Genomic DNA, 20,762 nt, shown 5'->3' with positions numbered 1-20,762 from the left:
AGTGGATCTACGCTTACGGCCATGGCTCGCTCCTACCAGCGCGGCCGGCGGGCTGGGCCGATGATCTAGATTGGCGTCAGTCGCCAAGCGGGGGATACATGACGGTCTTCGGCTGCAGGAACTGCGACGCCACTCTGACGGTTCCGCTGTCAAGGGTGGCGCTGCCCGTCCACGCGGACCAGAAGTACGGGAACGGGCCGGGGTCGCTTGCGCCGGCACTGGAGCCCGGCACGTTCGCGGTGAATCCGCTGCCCTCTGGCTCACCATGGCGCCGGTGGGCCGAACTCGAAGCCGGTGAGGCCGAGGCGCTCGGCTGGTACGCGCCCAGGTTCAGCATCTCCGCCGGGCCGGTCGACCGGGTGTTGCTCGCCCCGGGGGACGTCCGGGGCGCCGTTATCGACCCGGCACGGGTCGGCGACTCCGGGTGCTGTGGCTTCGACGGCGGCGAGCCCAACATGGTCTGTGTCATCTGCGGCACCCCGGTGGCCATCCGGATCGACGACTGTGGTCTGCGGCAGGCGATCTGGCTGGACCCGCGCACCACCCGCGTGATCGAGGACGGTCCCGGCCCGCACCCGGTGCTCGACTGGGCGGACCTGATCGACCAGCGGCCCGGTATTCCGCCGTCCGAACCGGGCGGCGGCTGGCACCCGATGTGGGCGGCCGCCGCAGCCTCGGCGCTGGCACACTTGCTGGCTGCCTCGGGCGGCGACCCGATCCTGATCCCGGATCACCAGGTTGCCGAGGTCTTCCGGCCCGCTCTCGGCCGTCTCGTCGGCCCGGTCGGCACGCGGCCGGAGCGCACCCTCGTCCTGGCCGGGCCCGGCCTTCCGGACCCCGACGGCGACTTCGCCCTCATCCCGGAACATCCGCAGACCGGCGAACCCTGGCCGGTGGCCCCGCCGATGAAACCGGTCCCGCTGGCCTGGGACAGCTGGCGGCACCTCGCGTTCCACCAAACCCCGAAGCCGGTCGGGCGATCGGTCCCGGTCCCGCCGGAGGCCCTGCCGGCACTGCTCCCGGGCTACCGCTTCGAGCCCGACGGCCACATCTTCCTCAGCGTCCTGGCCCGACTGCCCGAGGTCAGGCAACCACAGTTGCGTGCCATCTATGAACGAAGCCACCCCTACAACTACACGTCCTACGTCTTCTGACCGCCTGGCTCGCCGCGATAGCGCCCTTCTTCCGGCCGGTTCACTCTCATTGTCAACGCCGGCTGAATTTTTCAGGCGGAGCCGACACTCATCGGCTACTTGCGAGTGCAGAGCCCCACCGCACGTCCGTCAGAGGCTGTGACGCTCGATCGGCGGCAGATCAGGATGTGTGCTCTTGGCGGCTTGGCTGGCAAGTGCGGTAGCGTCAGCTCGTGCCGAGGAGGTCCCACCGGTTGCCGGCGATGTCGACGAAGACCGCGATCCGGCCGTAGGGCTCGGTCCGTGGTTCCCGGACGAAGGTGACACCGGCTTCGGTCATCCGTCGGTAAGCGGCGTCGAAGTCGTCGACGCGGAGGAAGAAGCCGACCCTGCCGGCTACCTGGTTACCGACAGCGGCACGCTGGTGTTCTCCGTCGGCGCGCGCGAGCAGAATCCCGGTTTGGGCACCCGGGGGCCGCACGACGACCCATCGCTTGGGTCGCCCGTCATTGGTCAGCGATGGGGAGTCCTCGACGAGGTCGAAGCCGAGTACGTCGGTGAAGAACGCGATCGCCGAGTCGTAGTCGTTGACAATCAGGGCAACCACGTCGATCTGCACCACGGCAGCGTACGCGCGGTCGTGTCGTGCTCGCTGCTCCCGCGGGCCGACCGGCGACAGAACCCATGAGATCCGGACACATCTACAGCGGCGTTGTGTCGGGGCTACAGCACTCGCAGGAGACCGTGCGTCCTGGCGAAGTCGGTGTCGGCGGGTGGTGGTGTCCGGCGGAGCAGGCGTCTGGCCTGATGGTTGCGGCGTTCGGTGCCGAGACCGACGCCGACGTGTTCGAGCGTGGGGTGATCGACGAAGGGATTGAACGCCTCGATCGGCAGCCGTGATTCGGTGACCAGGAGCTGCTGTAGTTGGGGTGCGGCCGCGAGGCCCTGCAGAGATGCTGGATGTCGAAGGTGACGCATCTCGGTGCAGTCGACGCGTAGCAGCGCGGTGCAGGCGGCGAAGTCGGGCAGGTGGTCCAGGGTGAGGGCGTCCAGCCACAGCCACTGCAGTGCGGGCAGGCGCGTGACCGTGTCGAGGTTGGTGAGTTTGCGGACCGCGCGCAGGGCGAGGTAGCGGAGGCCGGGTGCGCGGGTCAGCCACTCGGCGTTGGTCAGCGAGCCGAGCGTCAGCGCCAGTGACCGCAGATCGGGCAGCGCTATGACGGGTAGCACCTGGTCTACGGGCAGCCGCCACAACGCGAGTCCACGCAGAGCAGGGTTGGCGTGGAGCAGGTCCGGCAGGCCACGTCGGTGCGCCACGATCCGCAGCTGACGAAGGCCCTGGAACGCGGCGACCGGAGTGAGATCGAGAGGCGTGCGAGTCTCCCCGATGTCGAGGAACTCGACATCGGCGCTCAGCTGCTGCAGCGGCGCCAGATCGGTCAGGTGGTGCAGGCCGGCGATGCTGAACCGACGCAGACGCGGGAACCAGCGCAGAAACCGCAGCGTCGCGAGATCCCCATCAGAACCGTAGACGCGCAGAGTCACCGCCGGGTGGTCCGACAGAAGCGCCGCAAGAGACCGGTAATCCACCTCGGGCAGCGGCCGGCTGACCTGAACAACCTCGGCATCACCGAACCCGACACCACACCGCCGCACGTCAGACGAGCTTGACACCTCCACCACACGCCCCACGACCGGTCATCCTGCCGCCCGGACCGCCCCTGATCCACCTGAAAACACTCGTCCCTACCCCCAACAGCAAACGGGCGAAGCGTCCGCACACCGGCCACAACCTGCACCAGCGAGACAATGCCCAACTGCTGTGACGCTGCGTACGAGCGCTGTCAGCGGCCAGATCCGGGTGCCGGTTCGGACGATGTCGGGGCTCCTGTCCGGGTCAGGAGCAGTCGAATCGGTGGTCGTGGGGACGCTGCGGGCATGATGTGCAGACGAAGATGTAGACGCCGCCGGCGTCGCCGAGCATCAATCCTGCCGGGTTCTGACGTGACCGCCACGGATGCTCATCCGGACTGTCGAAGCCCCAGCCGGCCATTGCGGGCCGGTCCTCCAGCGGGACCCAACGCCGCTCGTCGCCCCGGCTGAACTCCCAGCTGGCGATGGTGAGCAGGTGCTCCATCCGCACCCCGCACGGGCAGACCGGCCAGTCAGGCGACTGCGTCCAGCCGGGGTAACCACCGACCTTGATCCCGGAAGCGACCGCCAGGTCGGTGTCGTACTCCCAGCCGTGGTCAGCCTCGACCCGACGCGCCGTTTCCTGAATCTGCGACCACACTTCACGCGGCAGGTCGTACGACGGGTACTCCACCACCCGCTCAGGATCGACGACACACGCGTCGGGCACGTACCACGCTTCGGTGTCCTCATGGGGCGGGGGCATCGCCGTCAGTCGGGGTCCGATCGCTGATCGTCGCCGCCAGTACAAGCGTGGCAGCGGAGCACTCCACGGATCATGGTCGAACGGGCACCACAGCACCTGCAGCACGTCCGAGCCCTCCGGGAACGGCAACTCGGGCACATCGTCGGCGAGCAGTTGCAGGACCGGCACGAGTGGCACCTCAGCCTCGGCGGGATGATCGTCCAGACCGTCACCGTCACAGGTCGGCCAGGGCTCGTCCGCCGGCCACAGCAACGGCCCACCCACGGAACTCTGCTCAACCGACGGCGAACCCTTACGTGGATGCAGCCGGATCGTCGTCCGCGCGAACCCACGCAACTGCGGGAAGACCGCATCCATGTCGATCGGAGGCAGCGGGGTGGTATGCACGGCCGAGATCGTACGGGCAAGCAGCCTCCCGTCTCCCCGAACGCCTCGCCGGCAGGCGTGATCGGCGGATGCCAGACGAGGTTGTCGCCCACGCTAGGCACCGGGCTGGTGCGGTAACGACGGTTGGCTGTCCGGCATCCTGATGTGGTGACAGATCCGGAGCTGTTCCTGAGGTTCGCACACGGGCGCCGCGATGGGCTGCACTGCTACGTGGTCCGTGCCGACGAGGCGGATATGCCTGGCCCGATGTGGCCGGGGCTGTGGGAGCAGGATTATTCAGACGATGTGGATCTGAATCCGTGGTGTCGGTACGCGATCAACAACGACGACGGTGAGGCCCTGGCGGTGTGGCGGGCGCTGGCCTGGGCGCTGGCCGCGGGCCGGAGCCGGTTCGCCGTTCCCGCCTACTACCGCGACGAGGCAGCTCAGCTGTGGGGCATGAGCCGTGAGGCGGTGCAGTTGGTCCGCTGGGAGTACGAGGTCGACGTCGAGCAGCCCGAGTGGCTCACCGCGGATATCGGGTTTGTCCCGGCTCGCGCCTGCTTGCCGCTACCGCCGATGCCAGACCCGTGGCAACGAGAACACGCTGGCTTCGCCGGTCTGTTCAACGTCACCAGCTTCCGGCATTTCACCGACCTTGCCCTGGCCGTCGCCGGCGACGCCACCTCGGAGATCACGCTGTTCGCCCTCCATGATCCAGGCCGGGCCAACGTGCTGGCCGCTACGCTGAATCAGGCGCACCGTCCGGACCTGACCGAGATACTGCAGCCCGGCGACATGAGGTTCCCCCGATAGCTCGGAGACTTTCGATCATGGTCTGATAGGCCCTGACCAGGAGGTTTTCTGTGCCCGCCCCTCGTAAGTACCCGGACGAGTTGCGCCAGCGTGCGGTGCGGCTCTACCGGGAGTCCGACCCCAAACCGGTGATCAAGCGCTTGGCCGAGCAACTCGGTGTGCATCCCGAGGCGCTGCGTAACTGGATCCGCCAGGACCAGGCTGATCACGGTGAGCGCTTCGACCAGCTCACCACCGCCGAGGCCGAGGAACTGCGCCGGCTCCGCAAGGAGGTCGCTGAGCTGCGCCGAGCCAATGAGATCCTCAAGGCCGCGTCCGCTTTTTTCGCATCGGAACTCGACCCGACCCGGCGACGGTCATGACGCTCGTGAGCGAGCTGCGCGACCGCTTCGGGGTCGAGCCCGTCCTCCGGGTCCTGAACATCGCCCCGTCGACCTACTACGGGTGGCTGGCCCGCGAGGCCACTCCCGGCCCGCGGGAGGTCGAAGACCGCGGGCTGCTGTCGGAGATCGTCGACATCCACGACCGGTCCGGGCAGACGTATGGCAGCCCGCGCGTGCATGCCACCCTCGCCCGCCGGGGCATCCGCGTGGGCCGCAAGCGCATCGAGCGGCTGATGCGTGAACACGACCGGCAAGGAGCCTTCCTGCGTAAGGGCTGGCGGGGCGGGTCCACGAAGCAGAACCCGAAGGCCGATCCGGCACCGGACCTGGTCAACCGGAACTTCACCACCGACGCCCCGAACCGGCTGTGGGTGGCCGACGCGACCCGAATCACCTGCGGTGATGGTGTGCTCTGGCTGGCCGCGGTCCGCGACGCGTTCTCCAACCGGATCGTGGGCTGGAAAACCTCCGACCGGTGCAACACCGACCTCGTCCTCGGCGCCCTCGAGTACGGGATCTGGTCACGCGACGTGCGTGACGGTCAGTTGATCCATCACAGCGACCGCGGATCGACCTACACCGCGATCAAATTCTCCGAACGCCTGGCAGACAACGGGATCCTGCCCTCGATGGGCTCCGTCGGGGACTCCTACGACAACGCCCTGATGGAAAACTTCTTCAGCACCCTGAAAATCGAACTGGTCTACCGCACCTCGTGGCGTACCCGAGACGAAGCGGAGAACGCGATCTTCGCCTACATCGACGGGTGGTACAACCGCGAACGCATCCAGAAGGACCTCGGCTGGCTGTCACCCGACGAGTACGAAGCCGCCTGGTACACAAAGAACATCGATACACCGAACCCCGTGAACACCACCCACGAACAGGCTCTAGCCTGCTAAAACGCCCTCCGCGTTATCGGGGGAACCTCAACATCTTCGTCGACCTGGCCGTGGCCCACGATCTTGGTGCCGCTGCCAGCTACCTCACCATCAAGACACCCGAAGCCACCGACGAGGTCAACCACCTAGCCGAGCACTTCAGCGAAGCCTTCCGCCGCTACACGAACCAGACCCGCCGAATCCGCACCTTCAACGAGTTCCACAACGCCATCGATCACCTGCTCGCCCCGCCCCCCAGCATCGGCGCCACCTGACGACGACCCCGCTCAACCGCGCACTGCCACACCCGCACGGCGGCATGTGCGTGCAGGTGATCTCGTGCGTCTGTGGGGGTGCATCCGGCGGTGGCTGCCGCCTACGGCTATTCAGGGCGATTCGTTTCCGTTCCCTGGGGCGTCGGTTGGTCGCGTCCCACAGCGTTGACCCGTGCGCGGTCGCCGTTGAAGTCCGGGTTAAGTCGGCCGGCCAGACAGGACCGGTGCGCGACGAACGACGCGCATCCCGGTCCCCCACTGCTGCGCACATCGACGGTGACGCCGTCGCCGCCAGGGCTCAGGACCGTCAGCTCACCACAGCATCCACACGGCCAGCTGAACTCATGAAGGTCCGCAGCCCGCATCGTGAGGCGTATCCAGACGGGCGGGTGGTACCGGCTGATCTCCTGGACGATCGCGTCAACCTGCTCGCCAACTGGCGGGTACTCCCCGGGCAGCGCGCGAGGTGCGCCCGACGGGCTGTCGATGACGCCGGCGTCGACCGACGCGCCCAGCGTTTCATGTCCGAGGACCTCGGCCATGACCCCCCAATGCTCATGACTGATGATCGTCGCCCGGACGGCGGTGCCCACCACCAGGTCACAACCGATGCTGTCGAAACGCTGCATCGGTTGATCGTCGCGCACCATCTCGTCAGCGGTACAGCCCGGCATGCCGACGCCGTCGAGGGGCAGCCAAAGGCGGATCGGGTACGACTTGCAGCACGTCTGCGCGGGCCGCGGCATGTCCGTGCCATTGATCTTGGGCCGACGGCTTGTGGGAGAGGACCAGCCGTGGGTCTCCAGTCAAGTGTGTCGATTTCCGTGTTTGGGCCTGTGGTGTGATCGAGGTTGTTAGATGTCAATCCGGTCGCCGTAGGCGAGGAGCAGGGCGTTGAGGGCTTTGGCCCAACCGTAGACCCGGCCGGTGATGCTCCCGCCGCCCTTACGTTTGTGCTGGACGACGAGGTAGAGGACCTTCATCGCGGCCTGCTCGGTCGGGAAGTGCCCGCGTCGGCGGGCGGCTTGGCGGAACCGGGCGTTGAGGCTCTCGATGATGTTGGTGGTGTAGAGGACCTTGCGGACCTCGTGGTCGTAGTCGAGGAACGGTACGAACTGCGGCCACGACTGGCGCCAGAGCCGGATCACGGCGGGGTACTGGTCACCGAACTCGGCGGCGAACGCCTCGAACCGGGCCTCGGCGGCCGCGACGGTCGGAGCCGTGTAGATCTCCCGCAACGCCGGGGTGATCTTCTGCCAGTCCTTGCGATTCGTGTACCGCAGAGACGCCCGCACGAGGTGGACTACGCACTGCTGGTGCACCGCGAGAGGCCAGACCTGCTCGATCGCGTCGGTCATACCCTTGAGGCCGTCGGAGCAGACCATGAACACGTCCTCGACGCCCCGGTTGCGTAGTTCGGTGAGGTAGCCGGCCCACTGTTTGGCGCCTTCCCCGCCGGTCCCGGCCCACATACCGAGCACGTCACGTTCCCCGTCGAGGCTGATCCCGACCACGACGTAGACGGGCCGGTTCGCGACCTGCCCCTGGCGGATCTTCATCACCAGAGCGTCGATGAACACCACCGGATAGATCCGGTCCAGGGGCCGTTGCCGCCAGGCTTCCATCTCCTCCAGGACGTTGTCGGTGACCCGGCTGATCAACTCCCGGGACACGTCGGCGTCATACACATCCGCCAGATGCGCGGAGATCTCCCCGGTCGTCAGGCCTTTGGCATACAGCGACAGGATCGCCTCGTTGAACCCGTCCAACCTGCGGACGTGCTTGGGCACGATCCGCGGCGTGAACGACCCGGCCCGATCCCGAGGCACCTGGATCCGCACCGGCCCGACCTCGGTCTGCACCGTCTTCGCCCCGTGCCCGTTACGAACGTTGGCCCGCCGGCCCGACTCCTCGTCGACACCTGCTTCGTCAAGATGCGCGTCCAGTTCGGCGTCGAGCGCTGACTCCAGGACCGTGCGAGTGATCCCTGCGAGGAGCCCTCCCGGCCCGACCAACGACACTCCGTCGGCCTTGGCCCGCTGCACCAGCTGCTGCGCGAACTCCACCTCAGCCGCCGTCGGCTGCGGAAGCTGAACAGCATTCTTCTTGTCTGCCATGACGTGGTCCTTCCCGGACAGGATCAACGTCCTGTCCAACGGACCACACCCAGGTCAAACACGGAAATCTACGCAGTCCCCCGACGGCGACGGGTGTACCGACGTACACGCGCTCGATGCGGCAGATGCGGGTGTCGGCGCGGATTCATGTCGGCATGGCGCTGGCGTGGGTGCGGAATCTCGGTGGAGCAGTCGAGGCCCGATCGGTGAGGATCACGTCGTGTCCGTTCCCGCCCGTCAGATCCGCGCCCGCTATTCGGCCGACACCATCACCGTGTACCAGGCATATTCCCCTCAGATTGCGCTGCCAGCGGTGGCAGCCGGCCGTTTCGTTGCCCCGCTCAAGCGGGACCGGATGACGTGGATCAAGCCGTCGTTCCTGTGGATGATGTACCGCTGCGGCTGGGCCACCAAGCCAGGGCAAGAGCGCGTGCTGTCCATCGACATCACGCGGGACGGATTTGAGTGGGCGCTGGCGCGAGCCTGCCTGAGTCACTACGACCGAGACCTGCACGGCGACAAGGCGACCTGGTCGCGGCAACTGAAAGCCAGCCCAGTCCGAGTGCAGTGGGATCCGGAGCGATCGCTGCAGCTGAAGGCGCTGCCGTACCGGTCGCTGCAGGTTGGATTGTCCGGCGAGGCTGTCGACCGGTACGTCGACGACTGGGTCGTTGCCATCACCGACATCACCCCCACGGTGCACCTGATCCGGGATCTTCTGCGTAGCGGCGACGAACAGGCGGCAGCAGCCCATCTGCCTGCCGAACATGCTTACCCGCTGCCGGCTCAGATCGCCGCCGGCCTCGACGCCAGCCCGGACTTCACCGCCGACGAAGTGCCCGAGCAGCAGCACGGACAGCGACGACGGTGGGTACGGCCGGGCGGTGTGGGCTCTCAGGGACGCCGTCGCGATGGCGGCCTGGGTAGATAGCGGAGCGGCGGGGCATGCCAGGCCCCGGCGTACGCTCGTGGCCGGTTGCCGAGCAGGTGTAACAGCGTGGTGGACGGTGCCCGCGTTAGGACGACGGCGATGCAGAGAGGATGGTGCCGGCCATGGAGAGCGGCATGACGCCGGTCGACGACTTAACCGGCATGATCGAGCAAAGCAACGCCGTTGACGTCCGACTGGCCCTGTACCGCGAGAAGGATGCCTGGAGGATCGGCTACGGCGAGGTACTCATCGGAGCCGACCACCCTGCCCGCGAGCGGACATGGACGTACGGCGAGGACGCCTTCGTCGAGCGCCGCCTGCCCGGATCCCTGGCCGCCGACCTGGTGCGGGGCATATCGCAGCATGTCGCCGAGCTAACGGTGTCTGCTCCGGCCGTACATGACAGCGGCAGCTTCCAGCGGGTCGCCGGTCAGGTGCACTACAACAACGCAGTGCTGCCGTGGCCACGCACCGAATGGCAGCTCAGCCCGACGGCGCAGGCTCCAACCCGGCCGCGGCGGGTGCTGGTCGGCGACGGGCCGAGCTTCCTCAACACCGAAGCGGCGTTCAACGCCTTCTTCTACACGGCCACTGTCGAGAACGGTCCCCGCCCCACGCACATGCTGTGGCGTATCGTCCGAGCTGACCGCCGCGGCTGGCTCCACCGGGTCGTCGTCGCCCCAGACGCGTTGACGGTGCATGTGAAGGGGACCGAGCTCGCCGGAACGCAAGTGGAGCTGGCCACCCCGGACGACCGGCAAATCCGCCCGGTCGGCATGACCGGACGGCTCCGGTTCCGGCTGCCGCGAGGCCTCGCGCCTGCCACCATAGTGATGCTGCGCACCGGCCACGACTGGCTGGACTTCCGCTACTTCCCCGCGCCCGGGCCGGGCGGCGACCCCGACAGTTCGGTCATCTGGGACCTGCCCGGCGCTGACGCGAGCGTGCTGATCGCCGGCGGCGAATCCCAGTACGTCGAGTTCAAGGAGCAGCTGCCCGTTAACGACCACCGGAGAAAGATGCTCAAGACGGTGGCCGCGTTCGCCTCTGGCGATGGCGGAACCGTGCTGATAGGGGTGACCGACGACAGTCAGATCGTCGGCGTTGACGCGACAAAGCTGGACGAGCTCATGCTCACGCTGCACAACATGATCCGCAGCAACATCGACCCTGACCCGGGGGCGACCGTGCGCCCGGTGGCGGTGGACGGCAAAACGGTGCTCCTGGTCGAGGTCCCCGCCCGCAGCGGCTGGCATGCATACAACCGGGAAAAGCCCGAGTTCTATCTGCGCCGGGGCGCCAACACCGTCCCGGCACGGCTGACGGAGATCACCAGCCGTTTCGTCCAGCAGCAGACCCTGCCGTGGTAGCAGCGCCCGGGCGAGGGAAGAACAACCCCCACAATAAGCACCGACAGCGGAAAGACCTGGGGCAGATCCGTCGGCGGTGTCGAGCCGGACGTGGAAGCGCGATCGGCGACCAAGAGTGCCGCACGCGACTCGCGGCAAATCCGTACACGTGACCTTGGACAGCGGCAGCGCCGGAAACCGTCCCGGAGTGCGGTGCCTCACGGAGCGCTCGTCGGCCGACGTCGAAACAGCGGTGGCTAGGCGTCTTGGATGGGCTGGTAGGTGAGGAAGGCGAGACCGTCACCGACGGTGCGGGTGTCGACCAGGCGCATGGGTTTCTTGTGACTGGTCTCGCCGAACAGGCGCTTGCCGGCCCCGAGCACGACCGGGTAGATCATCAGCCGCAGCTCGTTGACGAGGTCGTGCTCGATCAGCGTGTGCACGAGCTGGCCGCTGGCGTAGACGACGATGTCCCCGTCTACTCTCTGCTTCAGCTTCGAGACCTCGTTGACCACGTCGCCCTTCAGGATGGTCGAGTTGTTCCAGTCGGGGTCTTCGAGGGTCGAGGACACGATGTACTTGGGCAGGCTGTTCAACCTGTCCGCCCACGCACCACTGCGGGATGGCCATCGCGCGGCGAGGAACTCGTAGCTGCGCCGACCCAACAGCAACGCCTCGGTGCCCAGCGCCTCGTCGCGCTCGACCTTGGCCCACGCCTCGCGGTCTTTGTCCCCAACCTGCCCGAACCAGCCGCCGCGACTGAAGTCCTGCTCGCCGGTCGGGTCTTGGATGACTCCGTCGAGCGAGACGTTCTCGCTGATGACGATCTTTCCCATTCCGGTTCTCCTTTGTTGGCGCGGGCAGCTACCACTGATGTCGACACCGCGACCTCGGCAAAGTGGCGCCCGCGAACCGCCCCGTTCGCCCCCTGGCCGGTGTCTATACAAGACGTGCGACAAGACGTGGGAAGAGGAAGACCGAGGGTGGGGGACGTGGCCGCTGACCTGATCTCCAAGGCACGGGCCGGGGACGGGGAGGCGTTCCGGGAGCTGACCGAGCCGCACCGCCGGGAGTTGCAGGTGCACTGCTACCGGATGCTCGGATCGTTCCAGGACGCCGAGGACGCCCTGCAAGACACGCTGCTGGCGGCCTGGCAAGGCCTCGGCCGGTTCGAGGGACGTGCCTCGTTGCGCACCTGGCTCTACCGGATCGCCACCAACCGGTGCCTCAACGCGCGCCGGTCGGCCAGCCGACGCCCGGCCAAGCAGTGGGACGTACCCGACGTTGAACCGCCGGAGCCGACCGGACTCGGCGAAGTCGTCTGGCTCGAACCATATCCCGATGCCCTGCTTGAGGGCACCATCGACGCACCACCCGGCCCGGAGGCCCGCTACGAGCAGGCCGAAGCCGTCTCCCTGGCCTTCGTGGCGGCCCTACAGATCCTGCCGCCTCGCCAACTCGCCGTGCTCATTCTGCGCGACGTCCTCGGATTTCACACCAACGAGGTAGCCGACATGCTCGACTCGAGCGTCGAGTCGGTCAAGAGCGCCCTGAAACGGGCGCGCGCCAGTCTGCAGCACCGACGGCCCACGGCCGGCAGCCGCGAAGCGTCGCCGGCCCGCCACTCGCCTGCCGAGGATGCGATCGTGGCGAAGTTCGTCCGCGCGTGGGAGTCGGCCGATCTTGACGCGCTGATGGCCCTTCTGACCGACGACGTCTTCGTGTCGATGCCACCGATGCCTTTCGAGTACGAGGGCCGAGACGTCGTGGCCCGCTTCTGCGCCAGCATCTTCCACGCAGGCCGCAGGTTCGACCTTGTCCCCACGCGAGCCAACGGTCAGCCGGCGTTCGGCGCCTACCTGCGCGCCGCTAACGGGATCAGCCACGGGATGGGCCTCTATGTCCTCACCCTCACCGGCGACCGGATCTGCGCCATGACCCGCTTCGAAAACAGCGTCCTCCCATCGTTCGGGCTACCGCGATCGCTCCCGAACCGGTAGTGGCCGTCATCTGTCCGCACTCATCTCGGCTACGATCGGACGCAGGGCATCCACGATCTTCGTAACGCCGGGTAGCGCCCGGTCGGCGGCATTTCCGGACGTCGACGGTTCAGGGCGTCGTCCTTGCAGGACGATCTGCGGGTTGCTGTCGACGGGCACGATTGCCTGATCCAGGCGGGATGCGAGGCTGGTCGAGTGACTTTCCCGCTCGCGCGCCGCGTCTATGACACCTGCCACTTGACCGGACGGTTCCGTCTGCGATCCGGGCAGATCAGCGGGGAGTACTTCGACAAGTACCTGTTCGAGGGGCAGCCGGACCTGTTGCGTGCGGTCGCCGAAGCGATGGTCGCCTTGCTGCCGGAGTGCGATGTGCTGGCGGGGATGGAGATGGGCGGCATCCCCCTTGCCACGGTGATGTCCCAGCTGACCGGACTGCCCACCGTCTTCGTGCGAAAACACGCCAAGGCGTACGGCACCAACAAGGTCGCCGAGGGCGGTCCCGTCAACGGCCGCAGTGTCGTACTGATCGAGGACGTCGTGACCACCGGAGGCGCCCTACTGGCATCGTGCGGGCAACTGCGCTCCATCGGCGCCCAGGTGGAGACGGTCGTCTGCGCCATCGACCGCGAGCAGGGCGGCCGTCAGAATCTGGCGACCGAGGCGCTGCAGCTCCGTGCCGCGCTTACCCGCCGCGACCTGGAAACCTCCGTGATGGCGTGACAGCTTCAGGGGCCGCACGACCGGTGCCAGATGTGCGACTGCTTCTGCAACGCGGTCGGTTGCTGCGGGACTGGGTAGGCTCCCGAGATGCTTCTGCGCGACGTGAAGCCAGCCGACCTCGATGCGTATGTCCGCATGCGCTGCGATCCGGTCATGATGTCGGAGCTCGGCGGCCCGCAGCCGCGCGAGCGCATTGCCGGTCAGCTCAGGCGTGACCTCGAGACGGTTCGCGAGGACAGCGCCTGGATCAAGATGGTCGTTGCCGGTGACTCCGCGCAGGTGGCGGGGACGGTGACGCTGTACCCCCATGAGGGCATCTCCGAGATCGGTTGGATGGTCCTGCCAGAATTCCAGGGCAGAGGCTTGGCGGGCGAAGCCGTCCGCCAGGTTCTCGACCTGGCCCGCGCGGATGGGCGTTGGGGGCTGATCCACGCGTTCCCGAGCACGACGAACGCCGCATCGAACGCCATCTGCCGCTCGGCCGGGTTCTCCCTCATCGGTCAAGAGGAGACGACCTTCGCCGGGCGCATCTTTCAGACCAGCCATTGGGTGTTCGATTCATCTGCGCACGCCTGATCACCTGGCCACTCAGCCTCCCGGCCCCTGTCCAGCAACCGCTCACCGGCACGTCCGGAGGGCACCTGGGCCGCTCGGCTGACGCTGCCTGAGGTTCCCCCGATAGCTCGGAGACTTTCGATCATGGTCTGATAGGCCCTGACCAGGAGGTTTTCTGTGCCCGCCCCTCGTAAGTACCCGGACGAGTTGCGCCAGCGTGCGGTGCGGCTCTACCGGGAGTCCGACCCCAAACCGGTGATCAAGCGCTTGGCCGAGCAACTCGGTGTGCATCCCGAGGCGCTGCGTAACTGGATCCGCCAGGACCAGGCTGATCACGGTGAGCGCTTCGACCAGCCCACCACCGCCGAGGCCGAGGAACTGCGCCGGCTCCGCAAGGAGGTCGCTGAGCTGCGCCGAGCCAATGAGATCCTCAAGGCCGCGTCCGCTTTTTTCGCATCGGAACTCGACCCGACCCGGCGACGGTCATGACGCTCGTGAGCGAGCTGCGCGACCGCTTCGGGGTCGAGCCCGTCCTCCGGGTCCTGAACATCGCCCCGTCGACCTACTACGGGTGGCTGGCCCGCGAGGCCACTCCCGGCCCGCGGGAGGTCGAAGACCGCGGGCTGCTGTCGGAGATCGTCGACATCCACGACCGGTCCGGGCAGACGTATGGCAGCCCGCGCGTGCATGCCACCCTCGCCCGCCGGGGCATCCGCGTGGGCCGCAAGCGCATCGAGCGGCTGATGCGTGAACACGACCGGCAAGGAGCCTTCCTGCGTAAGGGCTGGCGGGGCGGGTCCACGAAGCAGAACCCGAAGGCCGATCCGGCACCGGACCTGGTCAACCGGAACTTCACCACCGACGCCCCGAACCGGCTGTGGGTGGCCGACGCGACCCGAATCACCTGCGGTGATGGTGTGCTCTGGCTGGCCGCGGTCCGCGACGCGTTCTCCAACCGGATCGTGGGCTGGAAAACCTCCGACCGGTGCAACACCGACCTCGTCCTCGGCGCCCTCGAGTACGGGATCTGGTCACGCGACGTGCGTGACGGTCAGTTGATCCATCACAGCGACCGCGGATCGACCTACACCGCGATCAAATTCTCCGAACGCCTGGCAGACAACGGGATCCTGCCCTCGATGGGCTCCGTCGGGGACTCCTACGACAACGCCCTGATGGAAAACTTCTTCAGCACCCTGAAAATCGAACTGGTCTACCGCACCTCGTGGCGTACCCGAGACGAAGCGGAGAACGCGATCTTCGCCTACATCGACGGGTGGTACAACCGCGAACGCATCCAGAAGGACCTCGGCTGGCTGTCACCCGACGAGTACGAAGCCGCCTGGTACACAAAGAACATCGATACACCGAACCCCGTGAACACCACCCACGAACAGGCTCTAGCCTGCTAAAACGCCCTCCGCGTTATCGGGGGAACCTCAGCCCCCGAACACGACCGCGCGATTTCTGCGGCTATGAGCGGATGACGCGTCACGTGTGGCGGAGTTCCGGTGCGTCCGCATGGTCGACATCGGCTGATGGGCGGCTGACACTGGGCTGATGGAAGCAGATGCCGCCGGGCAACGTGAGTCGCAGCCTGCGGGTTCGGTGGTGCAGGGTTGGACATACGGCCGAGCCGGGCGCCTCATCTTCAATGGGGAGTCGGGCATCCCTGACCCACCGCTTTCCAGGGCGTTGCGCAGTACCGCGTGCGACTCGTTGCTGGGCGTCATCGTCGGCTTGGTGATCTGCCTGGTGGCGGTCGGCTTCGGGTGGGCGGAACACGCGGGCATAGCCGGCCTGGCTGCGGCTGGGACACCCCACGTCCGCCGGGGACACCGGCTACGAGTGGCGTTCTTCTTCGTGGGCGCGGCTGTAGCGTGCCTGGTGATCGGCATCGTTGTCGCAGATGGGCTGCGGACGCCGTGGGACGTGTTCTTGCCGCTGGTCGTTGCCCTGTCCCTTGGCAGCCTCGCGGGGACGGCTGCCGCCTACCTGCCAGTACGGACTCGTCAACAGAGACGGTAGGAGAAGCAGCCTTCAACCTGAGCCCGGACATTCGCTGTCGCCACAGCCGCGCTCGAACCGCGGCCAGAAGAGTGGTGCCGGCTGTCCACATCTGCGTGACCGGCTGCAGTACCGTCATGCCGTGCATTTCGTGTATCGCTCCCACTACGAGGGCCAGTTGAGCAAGCGGGTCCGGCGGCTGCCGGACGAGACCGTGCTGAATTGGTTCCGGCGAGGCTGGGACTGCGACGATCCGGAGTCCTGGGTCGAGAACGAGCTGGGCGGTGACGTCTACGGCCTCGATTCGATCTTCGAGGCGGCACGGAAGCACGGCCTGTCTCGGCCGGCAACGACCAGCGAGCTGCGCGAGCTCCTGTATGAGCACTTGTACGTCGAGGGTGACGAGGACTTCATCCGCCTCGACGATCACAGCCTCCGGGTACGGACCGATGATGACGAGGTGGAACTGGCCTATTTCTTCCTCGATGGCGAGGTGGTCGCGACCGCCCCCGACCGGTTGGCATACCTGTTCCAGTCGTGGCCGTTGCCTGGCGCGGGAGGTGAGGTGACGTCGTTCGTCGCCGATGCGCCGGTGGCAGTCGTTACGCCCGCCGGTACCGGTGACGCCAGCACGTACGCGGTGTTCCTCACGTTCTACGACGGCGCGAGCCTCGCCTGCTCCCGCCCGCTGGTATTCCCGGGGGTCGGGTTGTGGGAACTGGCCGGACATCTGCGGACCGCGGACCCCGACAGCGGTGCAGCATGGCCACCTGAGCTGCTGGTCTTGCGAGCACTCGTCGCGCCCGAAGACGACGCCGTCGGGCCGGCGCTGGAGCGGTGCAACAGATGGCCCGGCTTCAACCTCAACGCCGACCCGTGGCCCAACCTGCCCAACGAGCACGGCCCCGCCCACCACGAAGCCATGGCGCTCATCGCATCGGGCCGGTACGTCGACGGCCGACGCCCTGACGCATCGCGCATCGAGGTCGACGACCATCTTGCCCAAGTCGCCATGCACTGTGGTGGGTCATTCGGGTACCAGCAGTGGTTCCTGTTCGACACCGTGTGGGCGGCCGCTCACCCCGACCTGGCCCAATCACTGCTGCGCTACAGCAACCACTGGGATCCACTCGAGGACTGAACACAGCCGAGCCATCAGCTCTGGTCGTCAAACGAGCGGATGCAGATCGGGCGCGCGGTCGCCGGCTACCTGATCAATTACCTGCGCCCGTGGCCCGCCAGGCTTTGGGGCCTCAGGCAGCCCGGCGACCACCAGGGAACGACCCCTCAATCCGCTGCGTCGAGCCCGATCTGCGGCATGACAGCGCATCGATCCCTATGTTGGCGGCCGCCCACTCCTGGCGCCTCAGAAGCTCGTCACCGAAGCCCTGGTTGACACTCGCGTCCCAGTGGATGACATTAGGGGCAATCGGCCAAGGTCGGCCCTGGTTTACAGGACGGATCCTCCATATGGACGCCTATAGCGGCGGCAAGACCGATGACGGCGAACAGCCCGACACCGTCCGCGGTTCTGACGACATAACGGTGAAACCGTCCCGGTTGCCGGTGCATTGGAGCAAGCACCGCAAGCAACTCGGCTTCCTGGCGATGGCAGCGCTGGCGCTGGCCGGACTCGTCATCGTGGGCGTCCGCGTCGGATGGTGGTACGGAGGATTGGCAGCCTTAGCGGTCGGCATCGTAACTACCGCGCTTCCAATCATCTGGTCATTCCTCGGATTTCTGGAGCTGAACGATCCGGGCCCCTGGTTCACTAGTGCGGCCAACCTGGGCACGCAAGCGTCCAGGCTCCAAGCTCACTACGAGCGCATCGAGGGAACGCTACGGTTCTGGAAGAACAAGGCGACCGCGCACTATCGGTTACACCTAGCGCGCGTGATGTGGAACCTGATATCAAGTGTCAGCTTGCCTGTACTCGTTCAACGGTTTGAAAAAGATGAGCCAGGCGCCGTTCTGTTCATGACGACCCTCACAGCATGGACAGGGCTGATATCCATCCTCGCCTACACTTTGAAGTCGGAGGAAAAGTACCAGGGGTTCCGGCAGCAGGAATCAGATTTCTACGACGAGGGCCGACGGCTGCTGGACTTTGCCGACCCTAATGATCCGAAGTTCAAGGAGCGCGTGGACGACTACATTAGGACTATCGACCAGGTGCGCAAGGTCGGCCGCCGGGTTGAGACTGGTAGCCCTCCATCGGCCGTCTAAAGGATGTCTCGTAATCCGGTGGCTGTACGGCGGGACGGTGGCCGATGATGTCGGCGCAGGTGACCTCGGTGGCCCGTCAGGAGTGGATCTTCCGTTCACCGAGTTGCAGCCCGTCCAGTTTCGCAGGCTGGTCCGGCTGATCGGTTCTATAGCCAGCACGGCTATGCCGATTCGGGTCGACTCTTGGGTAGGAGGTCACCGCGTGACGCGCCCACATCGGCACACCGGACGCCAGCACCGGCGTCGACGTCACCTTCGGTCAAGAGCGCACGGCGGCGGTTGAGTAAGTCACCAGACGTGATCTATGAACATTGCCCGGGTACTCTATTGTGTTCTGAATCGGACGGACCTCAGCCACCGGCCGGCTTGACTGATCGATTTCTCGGCAGTCGCTGATCTGCAGGAACTTCATCATCTGCGATACGCCGATTGACGGAGGGCAGATGCAGCTCCTCAATCCACACTACGTAGCGGCGCCAACCCGCCTTTGCTTGAAACCTTGCCAACCGGAGTTGCGCTCGGCCATTCGGTTGGCGGAGATCCCGCTGTGCCCGGCCCCGAAACCAGACGTCGGAAATACCCATGGGAAGGGTAAGGTCATCGACGTGTTCAGTTATCCCGTCGCCATATGAATCGGACAGACGGTAGAAATAGTGGCCGCCATCCTTGTATAACCGCGCGAAGAGAAAGAGGTGCCGTTCGTCGGCCGGTTGAGCCAGAAGTTTGTCGATGTTCTCGCGGGCCCAATCTTCCGCGAGCATCTCAGCACACACCTCCGCGAGCTCGTTCAAGCGTAGGGGGATTGATCCGCTCTCGAACTGTGGCCGCCCTTCCTTCTTCGCTCGCGCCCATTTAACCATCAGTTCTGCGGCTGGGGGCGAGGTGACCTCCACGATGGCCGTGCGTTGCTGACTACCGGGGTAAACCCATGATCCGTCCGGCTTTTTGTCGCCAGCCCCAGCATCCGCAAGCTTGATGTCGACCCCGAGTACCTGCTCGATCGCCAGGAATGCAATTTCTTCTTCACGGCTTGCGTTCGCGCCGGCCACGTTGCTCATGGCTTGAAGAGTAGCCGGGCGCATCCTGCGGAGACTCGATGCTGGTCCGCAGGGGTGAGTCGGCGACGTCGACATACACCGGCCATGGTTCAGTGAGGATCGAGCGAGACGCTAATACGGCAGCCGCCGTTTGAGATCTTGCTGGTCAGGTGGGGTGGACGCGAGACGGCCACCGCGTGATCGTCTGTGCGTTGTGGACACAACATCAGATCGGGCGGTGGCCGCGTGCCACAGCGTAGCCGTTGTCGGATGGGAACGTGTGCTGGCCGGGGTGCTCGGGTGCTTCGCGGGCCGGTTCGGGCGGGTCGAGCCGCGACGTGCGGCCCGACAGTTCGTGACCGGGCTGCTGTCCGATTGTGAGGTCAAGACGTGTTGGCAGTTGGCGGAGCAGGCCGGACACGCCCGGCCGGACGCCATGCAGCGCCTGTTGTACCGGGCGGTGTGGGACGCCGACGCCGTCCGCGACGACCTGCGCGATCTGGTCGCCGGCCGGTTCGGTGACCCGGATGCGGTCCTGATCCCGGACGAGACGGGGGACCTGAAGAAGGGCACTCACACGGTCGGGGTGCAGCGGCAGTACACGGGCACGGCCGGCCGGATCGAGAACAGCCAGGTAGGGGTCTTCCTCGCCTATGCCAGTGCGCACGGGCACACCCTGATCGACCGACGCGTGTACCTGCCGGTGTCATGGACCGACGACCGCGATAGGTGCCGGGCCGCCGGTGTGCCTGACGAGATCGGCTTCGCGACCCGGTCGGAACTGGCCGCTGACATGATCACCGCCGCCCTCGACGCCGGTGTTCCAGCAGGGTGGGCCGCTGCGGACGAGGCCTACGGCAACAGCACTGCCTTCCGCGCCCACCTGCGCGGACACGGGCTCGGCTACGTCCTCGCGGTCTCCCGCAATCACCTGATCCCGCTCGACGGCGGCAAGACCCGCGTCCGGGCCGACCGGATCGCCGCCGACCTACCCGCCACGGCGTGGCAACGCCGCTCAGCTGGCGCCGGGTCCAAGGGTCCACGCTTCTACGACTGGGCGTGGCTCGACGACGTGTGCACCGACGCCGACCCCGACGACGACGGCCGGCACAGCCTCCTCATCCGCCGTAACACCACCACCGGCGAGCTGGCCTTCTACCGCTGCTGGACCCCGCGACCGACCAGCCTCGCCCAACTTGTTCGGGTCGCGGGCATCCGATGGACGGTCGAGGAAAGCTTCCAGGCCGCCAAGGGCCAGGTCGGTCTGGACCAGCACCAGGTCCGCCGCTGGGACTCCTGGCACCGGTTCACCACCCTCACATTGGCCGCCCTCGCCGTCCTGGCGATCTGCGCCGCCGACGCCGCCCACAACGACCCGACCGACACCGGACAGATCAAGCTCACCGTCAACGAGACCCGCCGCCTGATCAACGCCCACATCATCCGCCCGCTCCACGACCTCGCCCACCGTCTGCGCTGGTCACAACGGCGACGCCGGCATCAAGCCCAAGCCCGGCGATCCCACTACACACGCCGCCTCAACCTCGAACTACAGCCATGATCCCAAA

General features: G+C 66.6%; 22 protein-coding genes and 2 other annotated features. Of the genes, 15 read left to right on the top strand and 7 right to left on the bottom strand.

Annotation, left to right across the window (positions count from 1 at the left end):
• The first annotated feature begins 98 nt into the window (after positions 1–98).
• Entirely contained in the window at positions 99–1,154 is a 1,056-nt protein-coding gene (locus O7597_RS00200; protein WP_348650781.1) for a hypothetical protein, read from the top strand.
• A gap of 205 nt (positions 1,155–1,359) precedes the next feature.
• Here the strand turns inward: O7597_RS00200 and O7597_RS00195 are convergent, their stop codons facing one another.
• The 3 genes from O7597_RS00195 to O7597_RS00185 form a co-directional block, all read right to left on the bottom strand.
• The gene (locus O7597_RS00195) at positions 1,360–1,755 is read right to left on the bottom strand and encodes a VOC family protein (RefSeq protein WP_281581668.1); all 396 of its coding nucleotides are present in this window, start codon (positions 1,753–1,755) and stop codon (positions 1,360–1,362) included.
• Positions 1,756–1,856: 101 nt separating this feature from the next.
• The gene (locus tag O7597_RS00190) at positions 1,857–2,678 is read right to left on the bottom strand and encodes a hypothetical protein (protein WP_281581667.1); all 822 of its coding nucleotides are present in this window, start codon (positions 2,676–2,678) and stop codon (positions 1,857–1,859) included.
• Positions 2,679–3,030: 352 nt separating this feature from the next.
• Positions 3,031–3,918: a DUF1963 domain-containing protein gene (locus O7597_RS00185; protein ID WP_281581666.1), complete on the bottom strand. Its 888-nt coding sequence runs from the start codon at positions 3,916–3,918 to the stop codon at positions 3,031–3,033.
• Positions 3,919–4,065: 147 nt separating this feature from the next.
• Here O7597_RS00185 and O7597_RS00180 point away from each other — a divergent pair, with 147 nt between their 5' ends.
• From O7597_RS00180 to O7597_RS00165, 4 genes are all read left to right on the top strand, one after another.
• Complete coding sequence (locus O7597_RS00180) at positions 4,066–4,713, top strand: hypothetical protein (protein ID WP_281581665.1); 648 nt, start codon at positions 4,066–4,068, stop codon at positions 4,711–4,713.
• A 50-nt stretch (positions 4,714–4,763) separates the two neighbouring features.
• Positions 4,764–5,075, top strand: coding sequence for a transposase (locus O7597_RS00175; RefSeq protein WP_281581681.1), 312 nt, complete (start codon positions 4,764–4,766; stop codon positions 5,073–5,075).
• Positions 5,030–5,143, top strand: a sequence feature (AL1L pseudoknot). It overlaps the preceding gene by 46 nt.
• Positions 5,072–5,998, top strand: a complete 927-nt coding sequence (locus O7597_RS00170; protein WP_281580763.1) for an IS3 family transposase — start codon at positions 5,072–5,074, stop codon at positions 5,996–5,998. (Overlaps the previous feature by 72 nt.) Before O7597_RS00175 ends, O7597_RS00170 begins: the two co-directional genes overlap by 4 nt.
• 50 nt (positions 5,999–6,048) lie before the next feature.
• Positions 6,049–6,252 carry a hypothetical protein gene (locus tag O7597_RS00165; protein ID WP_281581680.1) on the top strand — a complete coding sequence of 68 codons (204 nt, stop codon included), beginning with the start codon at positions 6,049–6,051 and terminating at the stop codon, positions 6,250–6,252.
• A 107-nt stretch (positions 6,253–6,359) separates the two neighbouring features.
• Here O7597_RS00165 and O7597_RS00160 read toward each other — a convergent pair whose 3' ends face one another.
• Positions 6,360–6,902, bottom strand: a complete 543-nt coding sequence (locus O7597_RS00160; protein ID WP_281581679.1) for a hypothetical protein — start codon at positions 6,900–6,902, stop codon at positions 6,360–6,362.
• Positions 6,903–7,106: 204 nt separating this feature from the next.
• Positions 7,107–8,369, bottom strand: a complete 1,263-nt coding sequence (locus O7597_RS00155) for an IS256 family transposase (RefSeq protein WP_281581678.1) — start codon at positions 8,367–8,369, stop codon at positions 7,107–7,109.
• A gap of 220 nt (positions 8,370–8,589) precedes the next feature.
• On the opposite strand from O7597_RS00155, the gene O7597_RS00150 reads away from it, so the two are divergent.
• Together O7597_RS00150 and O7597_RS00145 are read left to right on the top strand one after the other, a co-directional pair.
• A complete protein-coding gene (locus O7597_RS00150; protein ID WP_281581677.1) occupies positions 8,590–9,300 on the top strand; it encodes a DUF4291 domain-containing protein in 711 nt (236 codons plus the stop codon).
• Positions 9,301–9,422: 122 nt separating this feature from the next.
• Positions 9,423–10,670: an ATP-binding protein gene (locus O7597_RS00145; RefSeq protein ID WP_281581676.1), complete on the top strand. Its 1,248-nt coding sequence runs from the start codon at positions 9,423–9,425 to the stop codon at positions 10,668–10,670.
• Positions 10,671–10,906: 236 nt separating this feature from the next.
• On the opposite strand, the gene O7597_RS00140 is transcribed toward O7597_RS00145, so the two are convergent.
• A complete protein-coding gene (locus O7597_RS00140) occupies positions 10,907–11,485 on the bottom strand; it encodes a dihydrofolate reductase family protein (RefSeq protein ID WP_281581675.1) in 579 nt (192 codons plus the stop codon).
• 156 nt (positions 11,486–11,641) lie between these two features.
• Here O7597_RS00140 and O7597_RS00135 point away from each other — a divergent pair, with 156 nt between their 5' ends.
• The 7 genes from O7597_RS00135 to O7597_RS00105 all read left to right on the top strand — a co-directional run bounded on the left by O7597_RS00135 (position 11,642) and on the right by O7597_RS00105 (position 18,157).
• The gene (locus tag O7597_RS00135; protein ID WP_281581674.1) at positions 11,642–12,649 is read left to right on the top strand and encodes a sigma-70 family RNA polymerase sigma factor; all 1,008 of its coding nucleotides are present in this window, start codon (positions 11,642–11,644) and stop codon (positions 12,647–12,649) included.
• A gap of 195 nt (positions 12,650–12,844) precedes the next feature.
• On the top strand, positions 12,845–13,369 hold the full coding sequence (pyrE, locus tag O7597_RS00130; RefSeq protein WP_281583348.1) for an orotate phosphoribosyltransferase: 525 nt from the start codon (positions 12,845–12,847) through the stop codon (positions 13,367–13,369).
• Between the two features lie 87 nt (positions 13,370–13,456).
• The gene (locus O7597_RS00125) at positions 13,457–13,945 is read left to right on the top strand and encodes a GNAT family N-acetyltransferase (protein ID WP_281581673.1); all 489 of its coding nucleotides are present in this window, start codon (positions 13,457–13,459) and stop codon (positions 13,943–13,945) included.
• Between the two features lie 156 nt (positions 13,946–14,101).
• Positions 14,102–14,413, top strand: a complete 312-nt coding sequence (locus O7597_RS00120) for a transposase (RefSeq protein WP_269742286.1) — start codon at positions 14,102–14,104, stop codon at positions 14,411–14,413.
• Positions 14,368–14,481: a sequence feature (AL1L pseudoknot), on the top strand. (Overlaps the previous gene by 46 nt.)
• Positions 14,410–15,336, top strand: coding sequence for an IS3 family transposase (locus O7597_RS00115; protein ID WP_281580763.1), 927 nt, complete (start codon positions 14,410–14,412; stop codon positions 15,334–15,336). It overlaps the preceding feature by 72 nt. Before O7597_RS00120 ends, O7597_RS00115 begins: the two co-directional genes overlap by 4 nt.
• A 737-nt stretch (positions 15,337–16,073) precedes the next feature.
• A complete protein-coding gene (locus O7597_RS00110; protein WP_281581664.1) occupies positions 16,074–17,072 on the top strand; it encodes a hypothetical protein in 999 nt (332 codons plus the stop codon).
• Positions 17,073–17,401: 329 nt separating this feature from the next.
• On the top strand, positions 17,402–18,157 hold the full coding sequence (locus tag O7597_RS00105) for a hypothetical protein (RefSeq protein WP_281581663.1): 756 nt from the start codon (positions 17,402–17,404) through the stop codon (positions 18,155–18,157).
• Between the two features lie 350 nt (positions 18,158–18,507).
• On the opposite strand, the gene O7597_RS00100 is transcribed toward O7597_RS00105, so the two are convergent.
• On the bottom strand, positions 18,508–19,215 hold the full coding sequence (locus O7597_RS00100; protein WP_281581662.1) for a hypothetical protein: 708 nt from the start codon (positions 19,213–19,215) through the stop codon (positions 18,508–18,510).
• 259 nt (positions 19,216–19,474) lie between these two features.
• Between O7597_RS00100 and O7597_RS00095 the strand changes: the two genes are divergently transcribed.
• Positions 19,475–20,755, top strand: a complete 1,281-nt coding sequence (locus O7597_RS00095; RefSeq protein ID WP_281581661.1) for an IS701 family transposase — start codon at positions 19,475–19,477, stop codon at positions 20,753–20,755.
• Positions 20,756–20,762: the final 7 nt, after the last annotated feature.

This window comes from Verrucosispora sp. WMMC514 (assembly GCF_027497295.1).
GTDB lineage: Bacteria > Actinomycetota > Actinomycetes > Mycobacteriales > Micromonosporaceae > Micromonospora > Micromonospora palythoicola.
The sequence above is the reverse complement of the archived record's forward strand: the minus strand, read 5'-3'. Positions and strand labels throughout refer to the sequence as shown.

Bases quoted from the DNA above. Each gene is read 5' to 3' on its own strand.
- O7597_RS00115 (WP_281580763.1), top strand. From the start codon at position 14,410: ATGACGCTCGTGAGCGAGCTGCGCGACCGCTTCGGGGTCGAGCCCGTC.
- O7597_RS00140 (WP_281581675.1), bottom strand. From the start codon at position 11,485: ATGGGAAAGATCGTCATCAGCGAGAACGTCTCGCTCGACGGAGTCATC.
- O7597_RS00155 (WP_281581678.1), bottom strand. From the start codon at position 8,369: ATGGCAGACAAGAAGAATGCTGTTCAGCTTCCGCAGCCGACGGCGGCT.
- O7597_RS00200 (WP_348650781.1), top strand. From the start codon at position 99: ATGACGGTCTTCGGCTGCAGGAACTGCGACGCCACTCTGACGGTTCCG.
- O7597_RS00160 (WP_281581679.1), bottom strand. From the start codon at position 6,902: ATGGTGCGCGACGATCAACCGATGCAGCGTTTCGACAGCATCGGTTGT.
- O7597_RS00100 (WP_281581662.1), bottom strand. From the start codon at position 19,215: ATGAGCAACGTGGCCGGCGCGAACGCAAGCCGTGAAGAAGAAATTGCA.
- O7597_RS00145 (WP_281581676.1), top strand. From the start codon at position 9,423: ATGGAGAGCGGCATGACGCCGGTCGACGACTTAACCGGCATGATCGAG.
- O7597_RS00170 (WP_281580763.1), top strand. From the start codon at position 5,072: ATGACGCTCGTGAGCGAGCTGCGCGACCGCTTCGGGGTCGAGCCCGTC.
- O7597_RS00105 (WP_281581663.1), top strand. From the start codon at position 17,402: ATGGACGCCTATAGCGGCGGCAAGACCGATGACGGCGAACAGCCCGAC.
- O7597_RS00125 (WP_281581673.1), top strand. From the start codon at position 13,457: ATGCTTCTGCGCGACGTGAAGCCAGCCGACCTCGATGCGTATGTCCGC.